Consider the following 19,360-nt stretch of genomic DNA (forward strand, 5'->3'; position numbering starts at 1 on the left):
TAAACGCCATAAGCCAATGATGCCGGCTTATGGCGTAATGAGGTTACTTGCTCGCGCGTTCAAATGAGGTCATGATCTCGGCTTTGGCGGCAGCAACATCACCCCAACCTGTTACTTTTACCCACTTACCGCTTTCCAGTTCTTTGTAACGTTCAAAGAAGTGCTGAATTTGTTTTTTCAGCAGTTCAGGCACGTCATTCACATCATGGATATGATCATACAGCTTCGTCAGTTTACTGACTGGAACCGCTAATACTTTGGCATCTTGGCCTGCTTCATCTTCCATATGCAGAACGGCAACCGGACGACACTTGATTACCGCACCTGGTACTAATGGATAAGGTGTTGGCACTAAAACGTCAACTGGGTCCCCATCTAACGATAAGGTTTGGTTAACGAAACCATAGTTACAAGGGTAGAACATCGGGGTCGACATAAAGCGGTCAACCCATACCGTGCCAGTATCTTTATCGACTTCGTATTTAATCGGGTCAGCATTAGCTGGAATTTCAATAATTACGTTAATTTCGTCTGGCAGGTTTTTACCTGCAGCTACATCGCTTAAGCTCATCGCTTGGTCCTCTGGTTAATGGCTGGGCGACATTATAATGACACCCGTAAAATTCGCTATAAGTTATTGGTCTTAGTTGGGCTGCTTAGCATGATAGCTAACACAGGTCTCGACCTCATGTTTTGAGCCTAAAATGACGGCCACACGCTGGTGAATATCGGTGGGCACGATATCCATAATACGTTCATAGCCGGTTGAACTTGCCCCACCGGCTTGCTCTACTAAAAAGCTCATCGGGTTAGCTTCGTACATTAAACGCAGTTTATCGGGCTTGCTCGGGTCTTTGTTATCGCGTGGATACATAAAGATGCCGCCACGGCACAATACGCGATGTACATCACCGACCATCGCGGCGATCCAGCGCATATTAAAGTTTTTACCACGAGGCCCTTCCTTGCCTTTTAGTAAATCGGCCATATATTCCTGCATAGCAGGCTGCCAAAAACGTTGGTTTGACATATTAATTGCAAATTCGGCGGTGTATTTAGGAATAGTCGCCGTGTCTTCGGTTAATAAGAAGCCGCCATAGGTTTTATCTAAGGTGTACAGACGCGTGCCTTTACCGGTCGTTAGCGCTAACATGGTCGACGGACCGTAGAGCACATAACCTGCGGCAACTTGTGCGGTACCGGGTTGTAAAAATTGACTGGCATCATCAGCCTCTTTTGCTGCATCAGCGGGAAGAATTGAGAAAATAGTGCCGAGTAGGCTGTTAATATCGGTGTTAGATGAGCCGTCGAGCGGATCAAACGTGACTAAGTAACGCCCATTAGGGTTACCCGGTACTATGGTGTCTTCTTCTTCAGAGCTAATCGCTTTGACAACACCGGTTTCTAAGATAATTTCTTTGAGTAATTCGTTGGCGATAATATCGAGTTTTTTTTGTGTTTCGCCTTGGACATTTTCGGCCAGGGTTGATCCTAAAACACCGGCTAGTTCACCTTGACTTACCCGAAAGGCAATTTCACGACAGGCAGCGAGAATAGTCTTTAAAAGCGAGATCAGGTCTGGATCCACGCCATCTTGTTGCAGTACGGGGGAGATGCGACGCATTATAGTAGGTCCTTTTCTTATCGAGTCAGAGGTTTGCTGTTTACAGCAAAAGTTATTTTAAAGAAGTTTTCCTTAAATTGCAGTTTTCATCGCAGCTTTATCTGCATTTGTTACAATAGCCGGCGATTGTTAAGAGAAAAGATATATGCATATTCATATTTTAGGTATTTGTGGCACCTTTATGGGTGGCATCGCCGCATTAGCGAAAGCCTTGGGACATCACGTCACCGGCTCCGATCTCAATGTTTACCCGCCAATGAGCACGCAACTGCAACAACTTGGCATCAGTTTAACGCAAGGTTACGATCCTGCCCAGTTGGAACCTGCACCTGACTTGGTGATTATTGGTAATGCGCTGTCTCGGGGCAACCCTGCGGTGGAGTATGTATTAGAACACGGCTTAGCTTATAGCTCAGGGCCGCAATGGTTATCCGAGCAACTCTTGCAGCAGCGTTGGGTGATTGCCGTCGCCGGCACGCATGGTAAAACCACCACCGCAAGTATGTTAGCTTGGATCCTCGAGTATGCCGGTTTAAAACCGGGCTTCTTAATTGGTGGTGTGCCACAAAACTTCGATTGCTCTGCCCGTTTAGGCGATGCGCCGTTTTTTGTAATTGAAGCCGACGAATATGACACGGCGTTTTTTGATAAACGCTCGAAGTTTGTGCATTACCGGCCACGCACCTTAGTGATTAACAACCTTGAATATGATCATGCGGATATTTTCCCAGATTTGGCCGCCATTCAACGGCAATTTCATCATCTGTTGCGCACGGTACCGGCTTCAGGTTTAGTGGTGTCGCCGGAAGGTGTACCGGCTGTAGCGCAAACACTCGCCTTAGGTTGCTGGAGTCAACGCGAAGCTTATGGTACCGATTGGCGAGTCGCGTTAACGGAAGCGGATGGTTCGGCATTTCAGGTGTTTTGGCAACAACAGTTGCAAGGTAGCGTCACTTGGCAGCTAACCGGCCAGCATAATGTCGATAACGGTATGATGGCCATTGCCGCGGCTCGCCATGCGGGCGTGCCGGTTGCCGTCAGTATTGAAGCTTTAGCCCGTTTTATTGCGCCGAAGCGCCGTATGGAATTAAAAGGGACACCGGGTAATATTGCTATCTATGATGATTTTGCACATCACCCCACGGCGATTGAAACGACCTTAAAAGGTTTACGTGCCAAAGTGGGCCAGCAACGTATCATAGCCGTACTTGAACCACGCTCGAACACCATGCGACTGGGCGTACATCAAGCCGCGTTACCGCAAGCGTTACTCAGTGCCGATGAAGTGTTACTGTTTGAACCACGCAATGCCGGCTGGTCGATGAGTGAATTGGTTGCGCGGCTTCATGGCCCGGCCAGTGTGAGTTACGATATTGATGAATTATTGACGCGTTTAGTGGCAACCGCTCAACCCGGTGACAGCATTGTCATTATGAGTAATGGCGGCTTCGGCGGGATTCATCAGAAATTACTGACTGCCCTCACAGATAAATGGAACACTTAATGAATCAATCCACAACAGAAATCACCTTAGCCTTTACCGGTGCATCAGGTGCGCCTTATGGCTGGCGCTTATTAGAATTGTTGTTAAAGCAACAGGTCAAAGTGCACTTGCTGATTTCTAGTGCGGCGCGAGTGGTCTTTGCTACCGAACATGATATTAAGTTACCCGCCGCCGCTGAGCGCTGTGCTGCGCAATTACAGCAACATTTTCAATGTGACGCTGAACTACTCAAGGTGTATGGCAAAGATGACTGGTTTTCACCAGTCGCGTCCGGCTCGGCCGCACCGCGGCAGATGGTGGTGTGTCCCTGCTCAACCGGGAGTCTGTCAGCGATTGCTCAAGGTGCCAGTGATAACTTGATAGAGCGCGCCGCCGATGTCGTTATTAAAGAGGGCGGTAAGTTAATTTTAGTGGTGCGAGAAAGCCCACTCAGTGCCATCCATTTAGAAAACATGTTAAAGCTGAGTCGGCTAGGGGTTTGTATTATGCCTGCCGCACCAGGCTTTTATCATCAACCACAGCAGATCAGCGATTTAGTGGATTTTATGGTGGCACGTATTCTCGACCAGCTGGGTTTGTCGCAGCAATTAGTCGCGCGTTGGGGCTACGGTGGTAACTAAGTATTCAAAGAGGAGTTAACATTGGAAATTGCACTGGATATTTCAGATCTGCATAAAATTTATGGCAGCGGCACGGTGGCATTGTCAGGCATTGATTTGCAAGTTAAGCAGGGTGATTTCTTTGCCTTACTTGGCCCGAATGGCGCAGGTAAAAGCACCACTATTGGTGTGATCAGTTCGTTGGTGAATAAAACGCAAGGTAAGGTGCGGGTGTTTGGCTTCGATATCGATACACAGTTAGAAGCAGCGAAAAGTTGCTTAGGGTTGGTACCGCAAGAATTTAACTTTAACCAGTTTGAAACGGTGTTACAGATTGTGATCAATCAAGCGGGTTATTATGGCGTACCGAAAACGGTGGCGTTAAAACGCGCCGAAAAGTACCTCGGGCAGCTTGGTTTGTGGGAAAAACGGTCGGCGCCGGCTCGTGAGTTATCCGGTGGTATGAAGCGGCGTTTGATGATAGCGCGGGCGCTAATGCATGAGCCTAAACTATTGATATTAGATGAACCTACCGCTGGCGTGGATATCGAATTACGCCGCTCGATGTGGGAGTTCTTAAAAACCATTAATCAGCAAGGTGTCACCATTATTCTGACCACGCATTATTTAGAAGAAGCCGAAATGCTCTGTCGCAATATTGCCATTATTGATAAAGGCAATATTGTTGAAAACACCACCATGAAGGCATTGCTGGCCAAGCTGGGCAAAGAAACCTTTATATTCGATGTGGCACAGTTGCCTGCAAATTTACAATTAACCGACTTTGTTTGGCGACAGTTGGATGAACAAAGTATTGAAGTGGATGTAGAAAAATCGCAAGGCTTAAACCCTATCTTTAGCCAACTCAGTGCGCAAGACGTCAAAGTGCTATCGATGCGCAATAAAGCGAATCGTTTAGAAGAGTTGTTTGTTACTTTAGTAGAGCATGGTCGGGAGGTGGCAGTATGAGAAGCCAGTACTTGATTGCATTACAAAGTATTTTAAATAAAGAAATTACCCGCTTTATGCGGATCTGGGTGCAAACCTTGGTGCCACCCGCCATTACCATGAGTTTGTATTTTGTTATTTTTGGTAGCTTGATTGGCTCACGTATTGGTCAGATGAATGGCTTTAGCTATATGGAGTTTATTGTACCTGGCCTAATTATGATGTCGGTGATCACCAATTCTTACACTAATGTTGCCTCATCGTTTTTTAGTGCGAAGTTTCAACGTAATGTCGAAGAGTTATTAGTTGCGCCAGTGCCAAATTTTATCATCGTGCTGGGTTATATTGGCGGTGGTATGGCGCGTGGCATGTTGGTCGGTTTAATCGTAACCATCTTGTCGTTGTTTTTTGTGACGATCCAAATTCATAATTTGGCGATCATTATTGTTACGGTGATTTTAACGTCTATGCTGTTTGCTTTAGGTGGCTTAATCAACGCGGTGTATGCGAAAACCTTTGATGATATTAGTATCATCCCCACCTTTGTCTTAACGCCATTAACCTATTTGGGAGGGGTGTTTTACTCGTTGTCGTTATTGCCTGGTTTTTGGCAAAAAGTTGCTGCTTTAAATCCAATAGTGTATATGGTTAACGCCTTTCGCTATGGTTTCTTAGGGTATTCAGACGTCAGTCTGTGGTTAGCGCTAGCAGTAGTTTTAGGATTTATTATCGTTTTATTCAGTTATGCCATGTATCTTATTAACAAAGGTATAGGTTTGCGTAGCTAAATACTAAATCCCGGATACAGGGATATGATTTTTGCAGACATTTAATGGTTGCAACCATAACACTCCAGGTTGGTGTATAAACCAACCTAGGGTTAATCGAATGCAGCAAGGTACTGAAAGGCATGAATGACCAAACAAAACGACAAGCAACCGCTTCGGAAGAAGCGTTGTGGCGGATCTTTACTGTACCGGAAGCACCGGACTCGACACTGAGTATTATTGAGCAGAATTTGTCGCAGAATTTGGCTGGTTTTTTAAACGAGAGCATTGTTGCTGTCGAAAAACCGCTATGGCAAATCGAGCGGGATTTTCAGGCATACCAGATCCCAGAACAACCCAGTTTTGTCTCTGACTATACCGAAAGCATTATGCAAAAGCTGGTTGCACACTCTGTGCATACGGCAGCGCCCAGCTTTATTGGCCATATGACGTCAGCCTTACCCTATTTTGTGTTGCCGCTGTCGAAAATGATGGTAGGGCTTAATCAAAACTTGGTGAAGATTGAAACCTCGAAAGCCTTTACGCCATTAGAGCGGCAAGTACTCGGCATGATGCACCATTTAGTGTACGGCGAGCGCGAAGGGTTCTATAAAAAATGGATGCACAGTGCCAATCACTCGCTCGGCGCGTTTTGTTCTGGCGGCACCATTGCCAACATTACCGCATTATGGATTGCGCGTAACAAACTACTGAAAGCTGAGGGTGATTTTAAAGGTATTGCAAAAGAGGGCTTATTCCGCGCGATGCAGCATTACGGTTATCAAGGGTTAGCCATTGTCGTGTCTGAGCGGGGGCATTACTCGTTAGGTAAAGCGGCTGATGTGCTTGGCATTGGCCGTGATTCGGTTATTTCGATAAAAACTGACGCGAATAACAAAGCCGATATTACCGAGATGCGCCGGGTGTTGAACGAGCTACAGCAAAAGCAGATTAAAGTGTTAGCGATTGTCGGAGTGGCCGGTGCAACAGAAACCGGTAACGTGGATCCGTTAGATAAATTGGCCGATCTGGCCGCAGAATATCAGTGTCATTTCCATGTTGATGCGGCCTGGGGCGGTGCGACGTTATTTTCGGCTAAGCACCGAACCCTGCTTGCGGGCATAGAGCGCGCCGACTCGGTGACCATTGATGCGCATAAACAAATGTATGTGCCAATGGGCGCGGGCATGGTGGTGTTTAAGCATCCGTCTGCGGCGAATGCGATTGAGCATCATGCTGAATATATATTGCGTAAGGGCTCGAAAGATCTCGGCAGCCAAACCTTAGAAGGTTCTAGGCCGGGCATGGCAATGCTGGTGCACGCGTGTTTGCAAGTGATTGGCTATAAAGGCTATCAGATCTTAATTGAACGCAGTATCGAAAAAGCCAAGTACTTTGCCACGCTGATTAGCCATAATATTGATTTTGAGCTGATCACTGAGCCTGAACTGTGCATTTTGACCTATCGCTATGTTCCCGCGCAGGTGCAAAAAGCGCTGGCGCATGGCTCGCCTGAGCAACGCCGCCGTATCAACGAGCTGTTAAATGGTTTAACGCAGTTTATTCAAAAACGGCAGCGGGAAGAGGGGAAATCTTTTGTCTCTCGTACCCGGTTAACTCCTGTGCGCTATGATCGACAAGAAACAATCGTCTTTCGCGTGGTACTGGCGAACCCCCTTACCACAGAAGAGATTCTGCGTGAGGTCTTAGTGGAACAAGATCAGTTGGCGCAATTAGACAAAGACTTCTATCCCAGATTACGCCAATTTGCTGCTGATATCTTAGCTTAATCCTGACTCTGACGCTGCGGCGTCGGGGGTTTAGCTTGCACTTAGGCCTAAATACCAAAAATACAGCGCCATTGCACTTAACAAGCTGGCGCTACCATAGCAGAGCACTTTACCCCAGCCGCCCGCTCTGAGCATTAAGTCATGCATACCATGATGCACGCGGTGCATGGCATGAAACAGCGGCATACACAGCCCTGCGGCCACCAGCACTAAACCTGCTAATCCCCAATAATCGCTAAAGAGCCACTGGCGTATTTTTGCATAATCTAAAGCGTTTTCCGGTAATAATCCCAAAGGATAGGCAATCGCGAGGGTAAGAATTAACCCTGGGATCAGCACGGCAAAACACACACCGCCGGCACTAAATAAAGCCCACCAAATCGGTTCATCAGAACGGGCCGGTTGCGTCATAGCACACCCCCTAATAACAATGCGAGTAATAACGTCACGCTGAGTGTGCCAAGCCATTGCCCTGCAATCATTAACGGCGCTGGCAGAATGGGTAACACCCGAGGAAACAATTCAAAAAAGGTTTTGGCATGAAACAAACTAGCAAAAAAGGTCAAAAGGTTTAGGCCAATCACCCAAGGAGTGGCCATAAAGGCAAGCCAATTCAACCAGCTTTGTTCGCTATGTTGCAAACTATACAGGCCGGTTAGCAGGCAACCACAAAAAAACAATAAGGGTAAAACGGTCGCTTCACGCAGCATATAACGTTGATAGTAGCCATGCTTTAACCACCAATTGCGCCGCAGTTGACTCTGATAAGCTTGGTTAACCTGACGGGGTTCTGACATGATGCGCTCCTAAGGTTTAAAGATACCAATCACAAAGTCCGCAGCAGACGCTACTTTACCCTGATTGACGGCCGCAGCCGGATCGAGTTGTTTTGGGCAGACATCCGAGCAAAAGCCGACAAAGGTACATCCCCAGACGCCATTTTTACCGTTAAGCTGCGGCATGCGCTGTGCTTTTCCCTGATCGCGACTATCGAGATTATAACGCTGCGCTAAAGTCAGCGCGGCGGGGCCTAAAAACGCTGGGTTTAAACCAAATTGCGGACAAGCGGAATAACATAAACCACAATTAATACAGTTGGAAAACTGAGCATACTTCGCCAGCTGTTTTGGTGTTTGCTGATGCGGCTGTAAGCGGGTGTCGTGGTTAATGAGGTAAGGTTTGACTGCCTGCAAATGGGTTAAAAACACTGACATATCAGAAATCAGATCTTTTTCGGTGGCAAAGTGTGCTAAGGCTTCCAGCGTGATGTCATCTTTATAATCACGCAGAAACGTTTTACAGCCAAGCTTCGGTATGCCATTGACCATCACACCACAGGAGCCACAAATAGCCATGCGGCAAGACCATCGAAAAGCCAGCGTTGGATCCAGTTGCTGCTGAATATACAACAATGCATCGAGCACCGAAGTACTGTCATCGCAGGGTACAGTGAAATGCTGCGGATGCGGTTTGTGATCTTGCTCTGGGTTGTAGCGTTGAATCACCAGTGTTTTCTGCATTAACGCTGCTCCTGTTGGCTAGGCTCTGCACCATAACGTCTGACCGCCGGTTTGCTCTGAGTGATACGTACGGGCTGATAATGAATACTGGCGGAACCTTGCTCGGTTAACTGGGCTAGGCTATGTTGTAGGAAGCGCTCATCATCACGCTGTTGCATACCGTCATCGAGGCGCTGATGAGCGCCTCGAGACTCTTGCCGTGCCAATGCACTGCTGACCATAGCATTGGCCACATCTAAGCCGAAGCCTAGCTCATAATGTTGAATTAACTCAGTATTAAAGACCTTACTGTGGTCGCTGACGAACACCTGTTGATAACGTTGCTGCAAGTGCGTCAGAGTAGCTAAACATTGTTGCATACCCGCAGTATCACGATAGATGCCACAACCTTGTTCCATTGCCAGTGTCATCTCATGGCGAATTGCGGCGACACTGTCGGCGTTTTTTACACCGAGTTTGGCTTGCAACTGTTGCTGTTGCTGCTGGCAGTACTGAACCACTTCAGTGCGAGTAGCGGCCTTAGCCGTTTTAGCAAAGCTGACCGCTTGCTTACCGGCAACATGACCAAACACCAGTAATTCGCTTAAAGAGTTAGATCCCAAGCGGTTGGCCCCGTGCAGCCCCACAGAGGCACATTCGCCGACGGCAAATAAACCGGCGATACTGGTTTGGCATTGGGCATCAGTTAAAATACCCCCCATGGTGTAGTGCACGGCCGGTCTGATCGGTATTAAGGCTTTTGCGGGATCGACATTGACATAAGCCTTAGCTAATTCACAAATAAAGGGCAGTCGTTGTTGCAGATGGCGTTCGCCTAAATGGCGCAAATCTAAATAGACAACCGCATGCCCCTGACAATCACCCGTTCGGCCCTGCTGCTGTTCATGCCAAAAGGCTTGCGATAATTTATCGCGCGGGCCCAGCTCCATACATTTATTTTCCGGCTTACCCAGCGGAGTTTGAGGGCCTAGGCCATAATCTTGCAAGTAACGGTAGCCGTCACGATTGAGTAAAATGCCACCTTCACCACGGCATGCCTCGGTAATTAAGATGCCAGAGCCGGGCAAACCGGTTGGATGGTATTGCACAAACTCCATATCGCGCAGCGCGACACCATGCCGATAGGCCAGTGCCATGCCATCACCCGTAACAATGCCACCATTGGTGTTGTGGTGAAATACTCGGCCAGCGCCCCCTGTTGCCAGAATGACGCTTTTGGCATGGATCTGATACAGTTCGCCCGTGTTGAGTTGTATGGCAAGTACACCAACTATCTGTTGCTCATGTACTAATAAATCTAAAACAAAAAACTCATCTAAACGCTGAATATTCGGGTATTTAAAAGATGTTTGAAACAACGTATGTAAAATATGAAAACCGGTTTTATCTGCGGCGAACCAAGTTCGCTCGGTTTTCATGCCGCCAAAGCGTCTGACTTGAATACTGCCATTCTCGCGTCGGCTCCAAGGGCACCCCCAATGTTCTAAATTAACTAATTCTTCATAGGCATGTTGCACAAAATACTCAACCACATCTTGGTCTGCTAACCAATCGCCACCCGTAACAGTGTCCTCAAAGTGACCTTGCATACTGTCTTGCGCCAAGGTTACTGCGGCGGCACCTCCTTCGGCAGCAACGGTATGTGATCGCATGGGATACACTTTAGATAACAGGGTGATTCGACAAGCCGGGTCGGCTTCTGCTGCAGCGATCGCCGCTCTTAACCCCGCGCCACCCCCACCTATGATGGCGATATCGGTTTCTAGTAGCTGCATCTAAAATCCTTAAAAGTGTGCGAGTGTTTAAACTGCCGCCCAAGCGAGGCCGGCACAAAGTAACAAGGGATACACATGGCAAAGTATGACGTTTATCCCAAGATAGGGGCTAAGTTCGGTCGGTTGGTCGGCATACTTAAAAATGCCCGGCAGTAACTTCAGCAATAAGGGTAAACTGAGTAAGCCTAGCAAGGTTTGCCAGGGTAGTAATTGCATAACAACGGCTATGATCAATAGGCTATAACTGGCAAAAATGAAGCCAGTAAACACCATGGCGCTGCGTCGACGACCAATAACAATGGGCAGATGATTGCGGCCGACTTGACGATCCGCTTCAACATCAGGAAATTGATTTAGCAGCAGTAAATTACTGACTAACAAACTGATAATCATCGCCAGTACCCAAGCACCTGCGGTTAAGCCCCCAGAAAACACCCAAAAGGCGCCCAGTGTCATCAGTAAGCCGAAGCCAAAACCGGGTGCTAATAAGCAGGCTAATGCGTTTTTATTCAAATACTGAGTATAGGCATAAATAATCAGCACACCGGGGATACCAATCAACAGTAATTGCCAGTTTTGCTGAAAGCTCAGATAAAGACCGGCAAAAATGACCACACATAACGAAATAATCGCCAGTTTCAGCGCAATACTACTGGCTTCAGGGTGGTTTACTAAGGTACCACTGCCACCACTAAATGGCGTTCGCTGGGTTAAAAAATCGAGCCCCGATTTAAAATCAAAGTATTCATTAAAGGCATTGACGCTGATATGAGCACTGAGCGCAATTAAGGTCACCAGTAGGTAGTTTTGCCATGTTGACATGGCCACCATTTGCCAGCCAGCCGTAGCCGCCAATAACACACATACTAGCGTTAAAGTAAGAAAGTTTGAGCGACTGACGCCGAAAAGTACTGCAAACAAGATCACATCCTTATGTTGTTTAATAAATACGATACGCTAAGGCTATGCTTACTGAGTAACGCGGCAGGTTGCTGTAATGGCTTTTGCCCGCTATAGCCGACATAACACTCATCCAGCTCAGCAGCATCGAGTAAAGCTTGTCAGCCGTTAGCTGCGGCATAATGCTTAACATCAACTCTGTTATAGTACGAGTATTGCGTTAACAGCGGTTTGATCTACATTATGCTTGCGTTGTTTAGTGGCAAAACCAGTGCAAGCCAGAGAGCGAGCTTATTTAAAGGTTAGGAAGAGTTATCAGGAAAAGCAAATAGCGCTACCATAAGGCTAATTGATCGCGCTGCTCGCCTGGCCAGGGGGCAAGTACTGCGTGTTGTAGCTCAGGCAGTTGATGTTGTAAATCACGGGTAAATTGCCGTGCTAACGCAGGTGCCCCCTGATTGTCAGGGGTATGGAAATAGCAATAGGGTGTTTTACCTGCACGCAGCCAGCTGGCAATTTTAGTTAGCCAAGGTTGGTAATAATGCTGGTTAATGCTGGCGTCAGCACAACCAATAAAGCGCATCACAGGCGTTTCAGTTAAACAAATGGCATGTACCGGTAAGCGAGGTTTTTTTTGCTGCGCATCCAGCAGTGCAGGGCTATTGGCGGGTACCGAAAATAGCGCTCGGCTATCTAGCACTACGCGTTCGGTTTGATAGTGGCTCAGCAGGCGGTTTAGCTGCACCTCAGCATCGCCTTTGTCAAAAAAAGCGGGATGGCGAACCTCAACACAGATGGGGGTTAACGGCCTTAAGATATCCAGTTGTTGCGTCAGCCAGTCGAGATTAGCTGGGCCTGTGCTGGCAGGCAGTTGTAAATGGATCATACCCAATAACGGATGTAGCGGGCTGAGCAATTGCCACCAAGCTTGCAGTTCAGCGGTATTATCACTGTGTAACTGATGTGACAGCCGCGAGGGTACTTTTAATTGTAAGCGAAAGTCTGCAGGTAACAGCGAGGCCCAGCGTGCTATTGTTTTGGCATCTGGATCGGCATAAAAACTGGTATTGCCTTCCACCGTGTTAAACACGGCGGCATATTGGGCTAAAAAAGCGTGTTGGGGCGTGTCATCAGGGTACAGGCTGCCTTTCCACTGCGGATTGGCCCACATGGGGCAGCCCAAATACAACTGCACTGCTTAAACTTCCAGATTATCAATCAATCGGGTCGTGCCAAGCGCTGCAGCCGCTAAGATCACTTTCGGCTCGGTGGCGTGCTCTGCCAGTGCCAAGGTGTGTTGATGGCTAATATCAAAATAATCAGGACGAAAACCCGCTTCAGTTAAGTCGGCTTTGGCTTGGCGCTCAAGTGCCCGATAATCATGCTGGCCGGCCAAGATGGCCGCTTTTACTTGCTGTAAAATCTGATATAGCGCCGGCGCTTGCTGGCGCTGACTTGTGCTTAAATAGCCGTTTCGCGAACTTAAGGCTAAGCCATCGGCAGCGCGCTCAGTAGGCACACCAATGATCCGAATAGGAAAAGACAAGTCGGTGACCATTTGCCGGATAATCGCCAGTTGTTGATAGTCTTTTTGACCAAAACAAGCGACATCGGGTTGCACTAAATTAAATAGCTTACTGACGACGGTACTGACACCGCGAAAATGCCCGGCACGGCTGGCGCCACAATGCAGATCGCCGAGTAAAGGCACTTCAACATAACTTTGTACGTCTAAACCGCGTGGGTACATGATCTCAGGAGTGGGGGTAAACAAAGCGGCGGCGCCGTGCTGTGTTAAACCAGCAATATCATCCTCTAAAGTGCGAGGATAGCTGGCCAAATCTTCGTTTTTACCAAACTGCATGGGATTAACAAAGATGCTGCAAATCACTTGATCGGCTTGTTGCTTCGCAACATCAACTAATTTTAGATGGCCAGCATGCAGATTACCCATCGTCGGCACAAAAGCGATGCTTTGTCCCGCTTGTCGCCAGCGCAGAATTTGGCTGCGTAGCTCATTAACAGATTGCAGAATATTCATTTAATTAAAACTGTGCTCTTGGCTTGGAAAAACGCCGGATTTGACTTCACTGACATAGCTGGCAATGGCGCTGCGGATCTCGCCCGTTTGGGCTAAATAATTTTTAGAAAATTTCGGGATGTAACCACTGCTAATACCTAAGAGATCATGCATCACCAGCACTTGGCCATCGGTAACATTACCGGCTCCAATGCCAATTACCGGGATAGTCAGCGCTGCGGTGATCCGCTGTGCCAGTGGTGTTGGAATGCACTCCAGTACTAATAACTGTGCCCCTGCAGCTTCTAAGGCTAAAGCTTGACGCAGCATGGCATCGGCTTTCTCTGCCGTTTTACCCTGTACTTTATACCCTCCTAAAATATGTACAGATTGCGGTGTTAGGCCTAAGTGACCACACACCGGTACTCCGCGTTCAGTTAAGGCGGTAATGGTGGGTAATAAAAAGTCACCGCCCTCTAGCTTGACCATATTCGCGCCTGCTTGCATCAAGGGTACGACGCTTTGCAACGCTTGCTCGGTACTGCCGTAACTCATAAAAGGCATATCAGCGATAACGAAAGCTTCTGGTGCGCCTGCACGCACAGCGCGAGTATGGTAAGCGATATCTTGGACAGTCACAGGCAGGGTATCGCTATGGCCTTGTAAAACCATACCGAGAGAATCACCTATCAGCAGAACATCAACGCCTTGCTCAGCAAACAGTTTAGCAAAGCTAGCATCGTAAGCGGTCAACATGCTGATTTTATCGGCTTGTTGTTTCATTTTTTGTAAGACTGCGGTGGTTATCTTCGCCATATCATCGTATCCGACTAATTGTCTGAGGGTGCACCTTCGCACAAAGTACCTTGAGCGGCAAGTTGCAGCGGTTGCAAGCCATTTAACGGCACGGCGCTAAGCCATTGCGACAGGGCAGTGCCGTCGGGTAATACTAAGTTCGGCGCAATCTCTGCTAATGGGTACAGCACAAATTCGCGTTTCTTCATACCGTAATGCGGCACGGTTAGGTTGGGGGTATCAATCTGCTGTTGCCCAAATAATAATATATCCAGATCGAGAGTGCGCGGCCCCCAGCGTTCGGCTTTACGCTGCCGTCCTTGTTCCAGCTCAATCTGTTGCAAAGCCTGCAGTAATTGCTGTGCACTAAGTTCGGTATTTAAGGCCGCCACCGCATTGACATAGTCAGGCTGGTCTTGCGGCCCCATCGGCTTAGAACTGTAAAAACGCGATACGTGCAACAGTCGGCAAGCAGGCAGTTGCGCTAATGCTGCAACCGCTCGCTGTAACTGGGCGACGGGCTCTGTGAGATTCGCTCCCAAGCCGATATAGCATAATTCTGTCTGCTTAATCATGGCTCGGTTTACGTTTGTAATTACGCCGACGCTTCGGTCTTTCTTGTCCTGCGCGGCCCAACTGCTGAATTAACTCTAATCGATTCGCTTCGTCGGTAAACTGAAATTGTTCCCACCACTGTGCTAATTCCGGCAAATCGCCGCCTTCGGCCGCTGCTCGCAGCACCAGAAAATCATAGGCACCGCGAAACTTGGTTTGCTCCATAAGCTTATAAGCCCGCCGACCCGCGCGCTTAGTCAGGCGACCTTGTAACATCCAGATGTCACGCATGGCTAGGCTAAAGCGTTTAGGAATGGCAATATTGCGCTGCACATCATCCAATATTTCGGTCATGGCGATACTAAAAGCGTCGTTCTCGTTTAAACCGCTTTCAATCAGTAAAGTTTGAGCGCGTACTTCAACCGGGTACCAGAGTAATGCTGCAAAAATAAAGGCGGGAGTCACCGGTTTATCTTGCGCTACACGTTGATCCGTATCTTGTAACGCCCGGGTGATCAGCTGAAAGGCTTTGCCTTCAGGCTCTTGTTTCAGCAGTTTTTCTAACTGTGGCAACAATTGCTTCAGCACTTTTAATTCACGCATCAGCATGAAGTTATCGAAACCTTTTCCGGCTAACCACATTTTTACCAGTTCATCAAACAAGCGTGGTGCCGGAATGTTTTTCAGCAATACCGCTAATTGCGGGATCGGTGCAGCCGTCTTCGGCGCCAATTGCATATTCAGTTTGGTGGCAAAACGAATGGCGCGTAAAATCCGCACCGGATCTTCACGATAACGAACGTCAGGATCGCCAATTAATTCAATATTGCGATTGGCGATGCTTTGCATGCCCTCGGCAAAATCGTAAATGGTAAAATCTTTGATCGAGTAATACAGCGCGTTAACAGTGAAGTCACGACGTTCAGCATCTTCTTCAATGGTGCCATAGACATTATCCCGCAGGATCTGCCCATGATCGCTTAAGCTAGCGATTTTGTTAACATTTTCATCGTCTTCGGCACCGCTATGGTGGCCACGAAACGTTGCTACTTCGATGACTTCACGGCCAAAAACCACATGCGCTAAGCGAAAGCGGCGGCCAATTAAGCGGCAGTTACGAAAGACCTGTTTAATTTCTTCTGGGCGAGCATTGGTCACCACATCAAAATCTTTTGGTTTTAAACCAATCAGTAAATCGCGGATACACCCGCCAACCAAATATGCCTCAAAGCCAGCGTCTTTCAAACGATAAAGCACCTTCAGCGCATTTGGGCTGATGTCTTTGCGAGAAATCGAGTGTTGATCACGGCCAATAACCCGCATTGGCGATAAGCTAGACACGGCAGTTTTTGCAACGGCAGCCACTGGCTCGGTCGTTACGGTTTCGGTATTTTTTGCGCCAAGGGTACGACGGCAAAAGTCAATCACGCGCGAAATAATGGTGTTTCTCCTCAATGGAAACGAACGGGCTGTTTTGAGCCGAAAAAACCGGCGTATCATACCTGAATCTGCAGAAAATGAGAATGCAAGGCGACACTCTCTGTATTTTAATTACGCTGAGTAAATGTCGCGCAAATTACGCAAAATCTGCACAGCGAATTTCGAGTTGTTTTGGTACTTTCGTCAGCTGCCAGTGCTGGGTAGCCCAAGCAAGTATTTCCGTTACTGGCGCTTGCCGCAGTTCATCAGGCGGGGCATGGCCTAGCAAACGTAATGCCGCCGTTAAACTGTGATGATTTGGCCAATGAGCGAGGGCGCTTGCATGGTTTTGTTTACTCAGTTTTTGCCCCGGCGCGGTAACGGCTAAGGGTAAATGGCCGTACAGTGGCGCGGTTTGCCCCAGCAATTGAAACAAATGTTGTTGCCTGGGAGTCATACTGAGTAAATCGGCCCCTCGGATCACTTCGCTGATCTGTTGATCCTGATCATCAATCACCACCACTAGTTGATAACTAAATAACCCATCACGGCGCTTAACGATATAATCTTCTGCAGCTAAGGCGGCATCGATACGCTGGTTACCAAACACCTGATCATGGAAATGACAATGCACATCTGCCGCACGCAGACGCCAGGCTAAAGGCGGTGTCGTCAATTGTTTAGCGGCACAGCGCCCGTTATAGAGGCCGCCGGCGGCTTGGATTGCTTTGCGTGAACATTGGCAACCGTACAACAAGCCTTGTTGCTGCAGTTGATTAAATACGTCTTGATAGCGATCCAACCGTTGGCTTTGATAAATAACCGGGCCATCCCAGCATAAACCAAAGCTTTCTAGGGTGTGCATAATGTCGCTATCGGCATTGGCTTGCATGCGAGGCGTATCAATATCTTCGATACGTAACAGCCATTGGCCTTGCTGACTTTTTGCTTGAAGATAACTACCAACAGCCGCCACAAGTGAGCCAAAATGTAATGGCCCCGAGGGGGAGGGAGCAAAACGGCCGCGATAACCGGCCGTTTGCGTTGCAAAATGCTCTGACACTGAGTTTGCCGCAGCGTTAACCGCCGAGTTGCTTCTCTTTGATTTCAGCCAGCGTCTTACAATCAATACATTGATCAGCAGTAGGACGTGCTTCTAATCGTTTTATACCGATTTCGATTCCGCAGGTATCACAAAAACCAAAGTCGTCATTTTCGATCTTTTGTAATGTTTTTTCAATTTTCTTCAGTAACTTACGTTCACGATCCCGTGCGCGTAATTCTAAACTGAATTCTTCTTCTTGAGCTGCACGATCCACTGGATCAGGAAAATTGGCTGCTTCATCAGCCATATGTGTTTTAGTGCGATCCACTTCTTCACGAAGTTGTTGGCGCCATGCATCCAGAATTTTCCGGAAATGCTCCAACTGCTTCGGGTTCATGTACTCTTCCCCGACCGCTGCTTCATAGGGAACTACGCCCGCTAGCGCTAATAGCCCAAGGGATTTATTGTTATTGCCTACTGGCATGATTCTCTCCTGTACAATCCCACCAAGCCAAAAAGCTGGCGGCTATAGATAGCAGAATATCACCGCTACCGCAATCACTAATAAAAAACCGCGGAAGTATACAGACAGACCGCCTTGCCGTCACTTATTTTCGATAAGTCTGCATTGACTTTCGCTCAAGTGAGTAATAATAAACACTTATTTTGCGTTATTTGTTAAGCGCACTGCCGTTAGCAAAGTACTGCAGTGTGCTACAATACGCCATCAGCCAGCAGATGGCTTACTTTGCCCTTTTATTTTCGGAGCTAAGAATGAATTCAAACAGTTCAGTACTTCACATCAGTTTGCAACAGCAACCCGCCGCGGCCCAGTTTGGCGCTAATGCGTTAATTAGCCCCAGTGAGCAAGGTTATCAAATTCATCTTAGCGCAGGTCAAGAGCGCCGTAACGTGCAAAAAGCCGCTCGGATGCTTGATGGCTTAGGCGTAACGTCGTTGCAATTAAGCGGTGAGTGGCCGCTGGAATTACAGTGGACATTTTATCAAGGTTTTGTGAATGCCAAGCGCCAAGGTGGCGTGCACTTTACCGGTGATAGCGCCACAGTCAAACTATTAGAGCAACAAGCGCGTTGTTTCCAGTTTGCTAAAGCGTTAATTAATCAAACCCCTGAGCAATTATCACCAGAGAAGTTAGCCGCACAAGCCGCTGCCTTTATTGAAGAAGTGGCTGGCACTGCTAAAGTGAGCTATCGCGTGATCAGTGGTGAGCAATTAGTCAGCGAAGGCTGGCATGGTATTTATCAAGTAGGTCGCGGTAGCGTGCGAGCGCCCGCAATGTTAGAACTGGATTTTAACCCCAGCGGTAAAGCGGATACTCCGGTGGCGGCTGCCTTGGTCGGTAAAGGTATTACCTTTGACAGTGGTGGTTATTCGATCAAAGCGACCGAAGGCATGTTGCACATGAAATGTGATATGGGCGGTGCCGCTACGGTGACCGCGGCGTTAGCCTTGGCTATTTTGCAGGGCTTAACCCAGCGGGTTAAACTGATTTTGTGCTGTGCTGAAAACTTGATCAGTGGTCATGCTTACAAATTGGGCGATATTATTACTTATAAAAATGGCACCACAGTCGAAATTGTTAATACCGATGCTGAAGGGCGTTTAGTGTTGGCCGATGGCTTACAAATGGCAGCGGAAAGTGGTGCGCCGTTAATTATTGATGCGGCAACGTTAACCGGTGCAGCCGTAACGGCGGTTGGCTCAGAATACAATGCCCTGTTTGCATTAGATAAACCCTTAGCACAACGCGCGCTAAGTTATGCCGAGCAGCAACAAGAGTTACTGTGGCAACTGCCTTTAGAGCCTTGGCATCAGCAACAGTGTCCGTCGGCCTTTGCCGATACCGCTAACAGCCGGCCAGTAAAAGGCGGTGGCGCCGGTGGTGCCAGTAATGCAGCCGGTTTCTTAAGTCGCTTTGTGCCAAATAATGGCCAAGGTTGGTTGCACTTTGATTTAGCGGCAGCCTATCGTGATAGCGCTAATGGCTTTTTAGCCGTGGGCGCAACGGGTCAAGGGATCCGCACAATCGCGGCTATGTTGTTACATGAATTATCGGCGTAATTTAACTTGTCACCCTG

20 protein-coding genes are annotated in these 19,360 nt (G+C 48.0%); 6 read left to right on the forward strand and 14 right to left on the reverse strand.

Features of this window, described 5'->3' with window-relative positions; translation table 11 throughout:
* Positions 1 to 43: 43 nt before the first annotated feature.
* The gene (gene ppa, locus ACUJFL_RS04455) at positions 44 to 571 is read right to left on the reverse strand and encodes an inorganic diphosphatase (protein WP_226749535.1); all 528 of its coding nucleotides are present in this window, start codon (positions 569 to 571) and stop codon (positions 44 to 46) included.
* Positions 572 to 643: 72 nt separating this feature from the next.
* Positions 644 to 1,624, reverse strand: a complete 981-nt coding sequence (locus ACUJFL_RS04460; RefSeq protein WP_226749536.1) for a class 1 fructose-bisphosphatase — start codon at positions 1,622 to 1,624, stop codon at positions 644 to 646.
* A 145-nt stretch (positions 1,625 to 1,769) separates the two neighbouring features.
* Here ACUJFL_RS04460 and mpl point away from each other — a divergent pair, with 145 nt between their 5' ends.
* The 5 genes from mpl to panP all read left to right on the forward strand — a co-directional run bounded on the left by mpl (position 1,770) and on the right by panP (position 7,232).
* Positions 1,770 to 3,128, forward strand: a complete 1,359-nt coding sequence (gene mpl, locus ACUJFL_RS04465; protein WP_226749537.1) for a UDP-N-acetylmuramate:L-alanyl-gamma-D-glutamyl-meso-diaminopimelate ligase — start codon at positions 1,770 to 1,772, stop codon at positions 3,126 to 3,128.
* Entirely contained in the window at positions 3,128 to 3,748 is a 621-nt protein-coding gene (locus ACUJFL_RS04470) for a flavin prenyltransferase UbiX (RefSeq protein ID WP_445426236.1), read from the forward strand. The genes mpl and ACUJFL_RS04470 overlap by 1 nt, the downstream gene beginning before the upstream one ends.
* Positions 3,749 to 3,769: 21 nt before the next feature.
* Complete coding sequence (locus ACUJFL_RS04475) at positions 3,770 to 4,696, forward strand: ABC transporter ATP-binding protein (RefSeq protein ID WP_226749539.1); 927 nt, start codon at positions 3,770 to 3,772, stop codon at positions 4,694 to 4,696.
* Positions 4,693 to 5,463 carry an ABC transporter permease gene (locus ACUJFL_RS04480; protein ID WP_226749540.1) on the forward strand — a complete coding sequence of 257 codons (771 nt, stop codon included), beginning with the start codon at positions 4,693 to 4,695 and terminating at the stop codon, positions 5,461 to 5,463. Before ACUJFL_RS04475 ends, ACUJFL_RS04480 begins: the two co-directional genes overlap by 4 nt.
* Before the next feature lie 122 nt (positions 5,464 to 5,585).
* Entirely contained in the window at positions 5,586 to 7,232 is a 1,647-nt protein-coding gene (panP, locus tag ACUJFL_RS04485; protein WP_445428600.1) for a pyridoxal-dependent aspartate 1-decarboxylase PanP, read from the forward strand.
* A gap of 30 nt (positions 7,233 to 7,262) precedes the next feature.
* Here panP and frdD read toward each other — a convergent pair whose 3' ends face one another.
* The 12 genes from frdD to dksA all read right to left on the reverse strand — a co-directional run bounded on the left by frdD (position 7,263) and on the right by dksA (position 17,745).
* Entirely contained in the window at positions 7,263 to 7,643 is a 381-nt protein-coding gene (gene frdD, locus ACUJFL_RS04490) for a fumarate reductase subunit FrdD (protein WP_445428601.1), read from the reverse strand.
* A complete protein-coding gene (locus tag ACUJFL_RS04495; protein WP_226749543.1) occupies positions 7,640 to 8,029 on the reverse strand; it encodes a fumarate reductase subunit C in 390 nt (129 codons plus the stop codon). The genes frdD and ACUJFL_RS04495 overlap by 4 nt, the downstream gene beginning before the upstream one ends.
* A 9-nt stretch (positions 8,030 to 8,038) precedes the next feature.
* Entirely contained in the window at positions 8,039 to 8,752 is a 714-nt protein-coding gene (locus ACUJFL_RS04500; RefSeq protein WP_306177099.1) for a succinate dehydrogenase/fumarate reductase iron-sulfur subunit, read from the reverse strand.
* Positions 8,752 to 10,527, reverse strand: a complete 1,776-nt coding sequence (frdA, locus tag ACUJFL_RS04505; protein WP_445428602.1) for a fumarate reductase (quinol) flavoprotein subunit — start codon at positions 10,525 to 10,527, stop codon at positions 8,752 to 8,754. Before frdA ends, ACUJFL_RS04500 begins: the two co-directional genes overlap by 1 nt.
* A gap of 27 nt (positions 10,528 to 10,554) precedes the next feature.
* The gene (locus ACUJFL_RS04510; protein ID WP_445428603.1) at positions 10,555 to 11,448 is read right to left on the reverse strand and encodes a prenyltransferase; all 894 of its coding nucleotides are present in this window, start codon (positions 11,446 to 11,448) and stop codon (positions 10,555 to 10,557) included.
* A 313-nt stretch (positions 11,449 to 11,761) separates the two neighbouring features.
* Positions 11,762 to 12,622 carry a DUF72 domain-containing protein gene (locus tag ACUJFL_RS04515; protein ID WP_445428604.1) on the reverse strand — a complete coding sequence of 287 codons (861 nt, stop codon included), beginning with the start codon at positions 12,620 to 12,622 and terminating at the stop codon, positions 11,762 to 11,764.
* Positions 12,623 to 12,625: 3 nt separating this feature from the next.
* Positions 12,626 to 13,468, reverse strand: a complete 843-nt coding sequence (gene panC / locus ACUJFL_RS04520) for a pantoate--beta-alanine ligase (protein ID WP_445428605.1) — start codon at positions 13,466 to 13,468, stop codon at positions 12,626 to 12,628.
* The gene (gene panB, locus ACUJFL_RS04525) at positions 13,469 to 14,263 is read right to left on the reverse strand and encodes a 3-methyl-2-oxobutanoate hydroxymethyltransferase (protein WP_226749549.1); all 795 of its coding nucleotides are present in this window, start codon (positions 14,261 to 14,263) and stop codon (positions 13,469 to 13,471) included.
* 14 nt (positions 14,264 to 14,277) lie between these two features.
* Positions 14,278 to 14,817 carry a 2-amino-4-hydroxy-6-hydroxymethyldihydropteridine diphosphokinase gene (gene folK / locus ACUJFL_RS04530; RefSeq protein WP_445428606.1) on the reverse strand — a complete coding sequence of 180 codons (540 nt, stop codon included), beginning with the start codon at positions 14,815 to 14,817 and terminating at the stop codon, positions 14,278 to 14,280.
* Positions 14,810 to 16,297 (reverse strand): polynucleotide adenylyltransferase PcnB, encoded by a 1,488-nt coding sequence (gene pcnB / locus ACUJFL_RS04535; protein ID WP_445428607.1) that lies wholly within the window; start codon positions 16,295 to 16,297, stop codon positions 14,810 to 14,812. The genes folK and pcnB overlap by 8 nt, the downstream gene beginning before the upstream one ends.
* 76 nt (positions 16,298 to 16,373) lie before the next feature.
* A complete protein-coding gene (gene gluQRS / locus ACUJFL_RS04540) occupies positions 16,374 to 17,279 on the reverse strand; it encodes a tRNA glutamyl-Q(34) synthetase GluQRS (RefSeq protein ID WP_445428608.1) in 906 nt (301 codons plus the stop codon).
* A 16-nt stretch (positions 17,280 to 17,295) separates the two neighbouring features.
* Positions 17,296 to 17,745 (reverse strand): RNA polymerase-binding protein DksA, encoded by a 450-nt coding sequence (dksA, locus tag ACUJFL_RS04545; protein ID WP_226749552.1) that lies wholly within the window; start codon positions 17,743 to 17,745, stop codon positions 17,296 to 17,298.
* A 290-nt stretch (positions 17,746 to 18,035) separates the two neighbouring features.
* Between dksA and pepB the strand changes: the two genes are divergently transcribed.
* Positions 18,036 to 19,343: an aminopeptidase PepB gene (gene pepB / locus ACUJFL_RS04550; protein WP_445428609.1), complete on the forward strand. Its 1,308-nt coding sequence runs from the start codon at positions 18,036 to 18,038 to the stop codon at positions 19,341 to 19,343.
* Positions 19,344 to 19,360 lie beyond the last annotated feature (17 nt).

Source organism: Alishewanella sp. HL-SH05, assembly GCF_052655985.1.

Bases quoted from the DNA above. Each gene is read 5' to 3' on its own strand.
- ppa (WP_226749535.1), bottom strand. From the start codon at position 571: ATGAGCTTAAGCGATGTAGCTGCAGGTAAAAACCTGCCAGACGAAATT.
- ACUJFL_RS04460 (WP_226749536.1), bottom strand. From the start codon at position 1,624: ATGCGTCGCATCTCCCCCGTACTGCAACAAGATGGCGTGGATCCAGAC.
- mpl (WP_226749537.1), top strand. From the start codon at position 1,770: ATGCATATTCATATTTTAGGTATTTGTGGCACCTTTATGGGTGGCATC.
- ACUJFL_RS04470 (WP_445426236.1), top strand. From the start codon at position 3,128: ATGAATCAATCCACAACAGAAATCACCTTAGCCTTTACCGGTGCATCA.
- ACUJFL_RS04480 (WP_226749540.1), top strand. From the start codon at position 4,693: ATGAGAAGCCAGTACTTGATTGCATTACAAAGTATTTTAAATAAAGAA.
- panP (WP_445428600.1), top strand. From the start codon at position 5,586: ATGAATGACCAAACAAAACGACAAGCAACCGCTTCGGAAGAAGCGTTG.
- frdD (WP_445428601.1), bottom strand. From the start codon at position 7,643: ATGACGCAACCGGCCCGTTCTGATGAACCGATTTGGTGGGCTTTATTT.
- ACUJFL_RS04495 (WP_226749543.1), bottom strand. From the start codon at position 8,029: ATGTCAGAACCCCGTCAGGTTAACCAAGCTTATCAGAGTCAACTGCGG.
- ACUJFL_RS04500 (WP_306177099.1), bottom strand. From the start codon at position 8,752: ATGCAGAAAACACTGGTGATTCAACGCTACAACCCAGAGCAAGATCAC.
- frdA (WP_445428602.1), bottom strand. From the start codon at position 10,527: ATGCAGCTACTAGAAACCGATATCGCCATCATAGGTGGGGGTGGCGCG.
- panC (WP_445428605.1), bottom strand. From the start codon at position 13,468: ATGAATATTCTGCAATCTGTTAATGAGCTACGCAGCCAAATTCTGCGC.
- panB (WP_226749549.1), bottom strand. From the start codon at position 14,263: ATGGCGAAGATAACCACCGCAGTCTTACAAAAAATGAAACAACAAGCC.
- folK (WP_445428606.1), bottom strand. From the start codon at position 14,817: ATGATTAAGCAGACAGAATTATGCTATATCGGCTTGGGAGCGAATCTC.
- pcnB (WP_445428607.1), bottom strand. From the start codon at position 16,297: ATGATACGCCGGTTTTTTCGGCTCAAAACAGCCCGTTCGTTTCCATTG.
- dksA (WP_226749552.1), bottom strand. From the start codon at position 17,745: ATGCCAGTAGGCAATAACAATAAATCCCTTGGGCTATTAGCGCTAGCG.
- pepB (WP_445428609.1), top strand. From the start codon at position 18,036: ATGAATTCAAACAGTTCAGTACTTCACATCAGTTTGCAACAGCAACCC.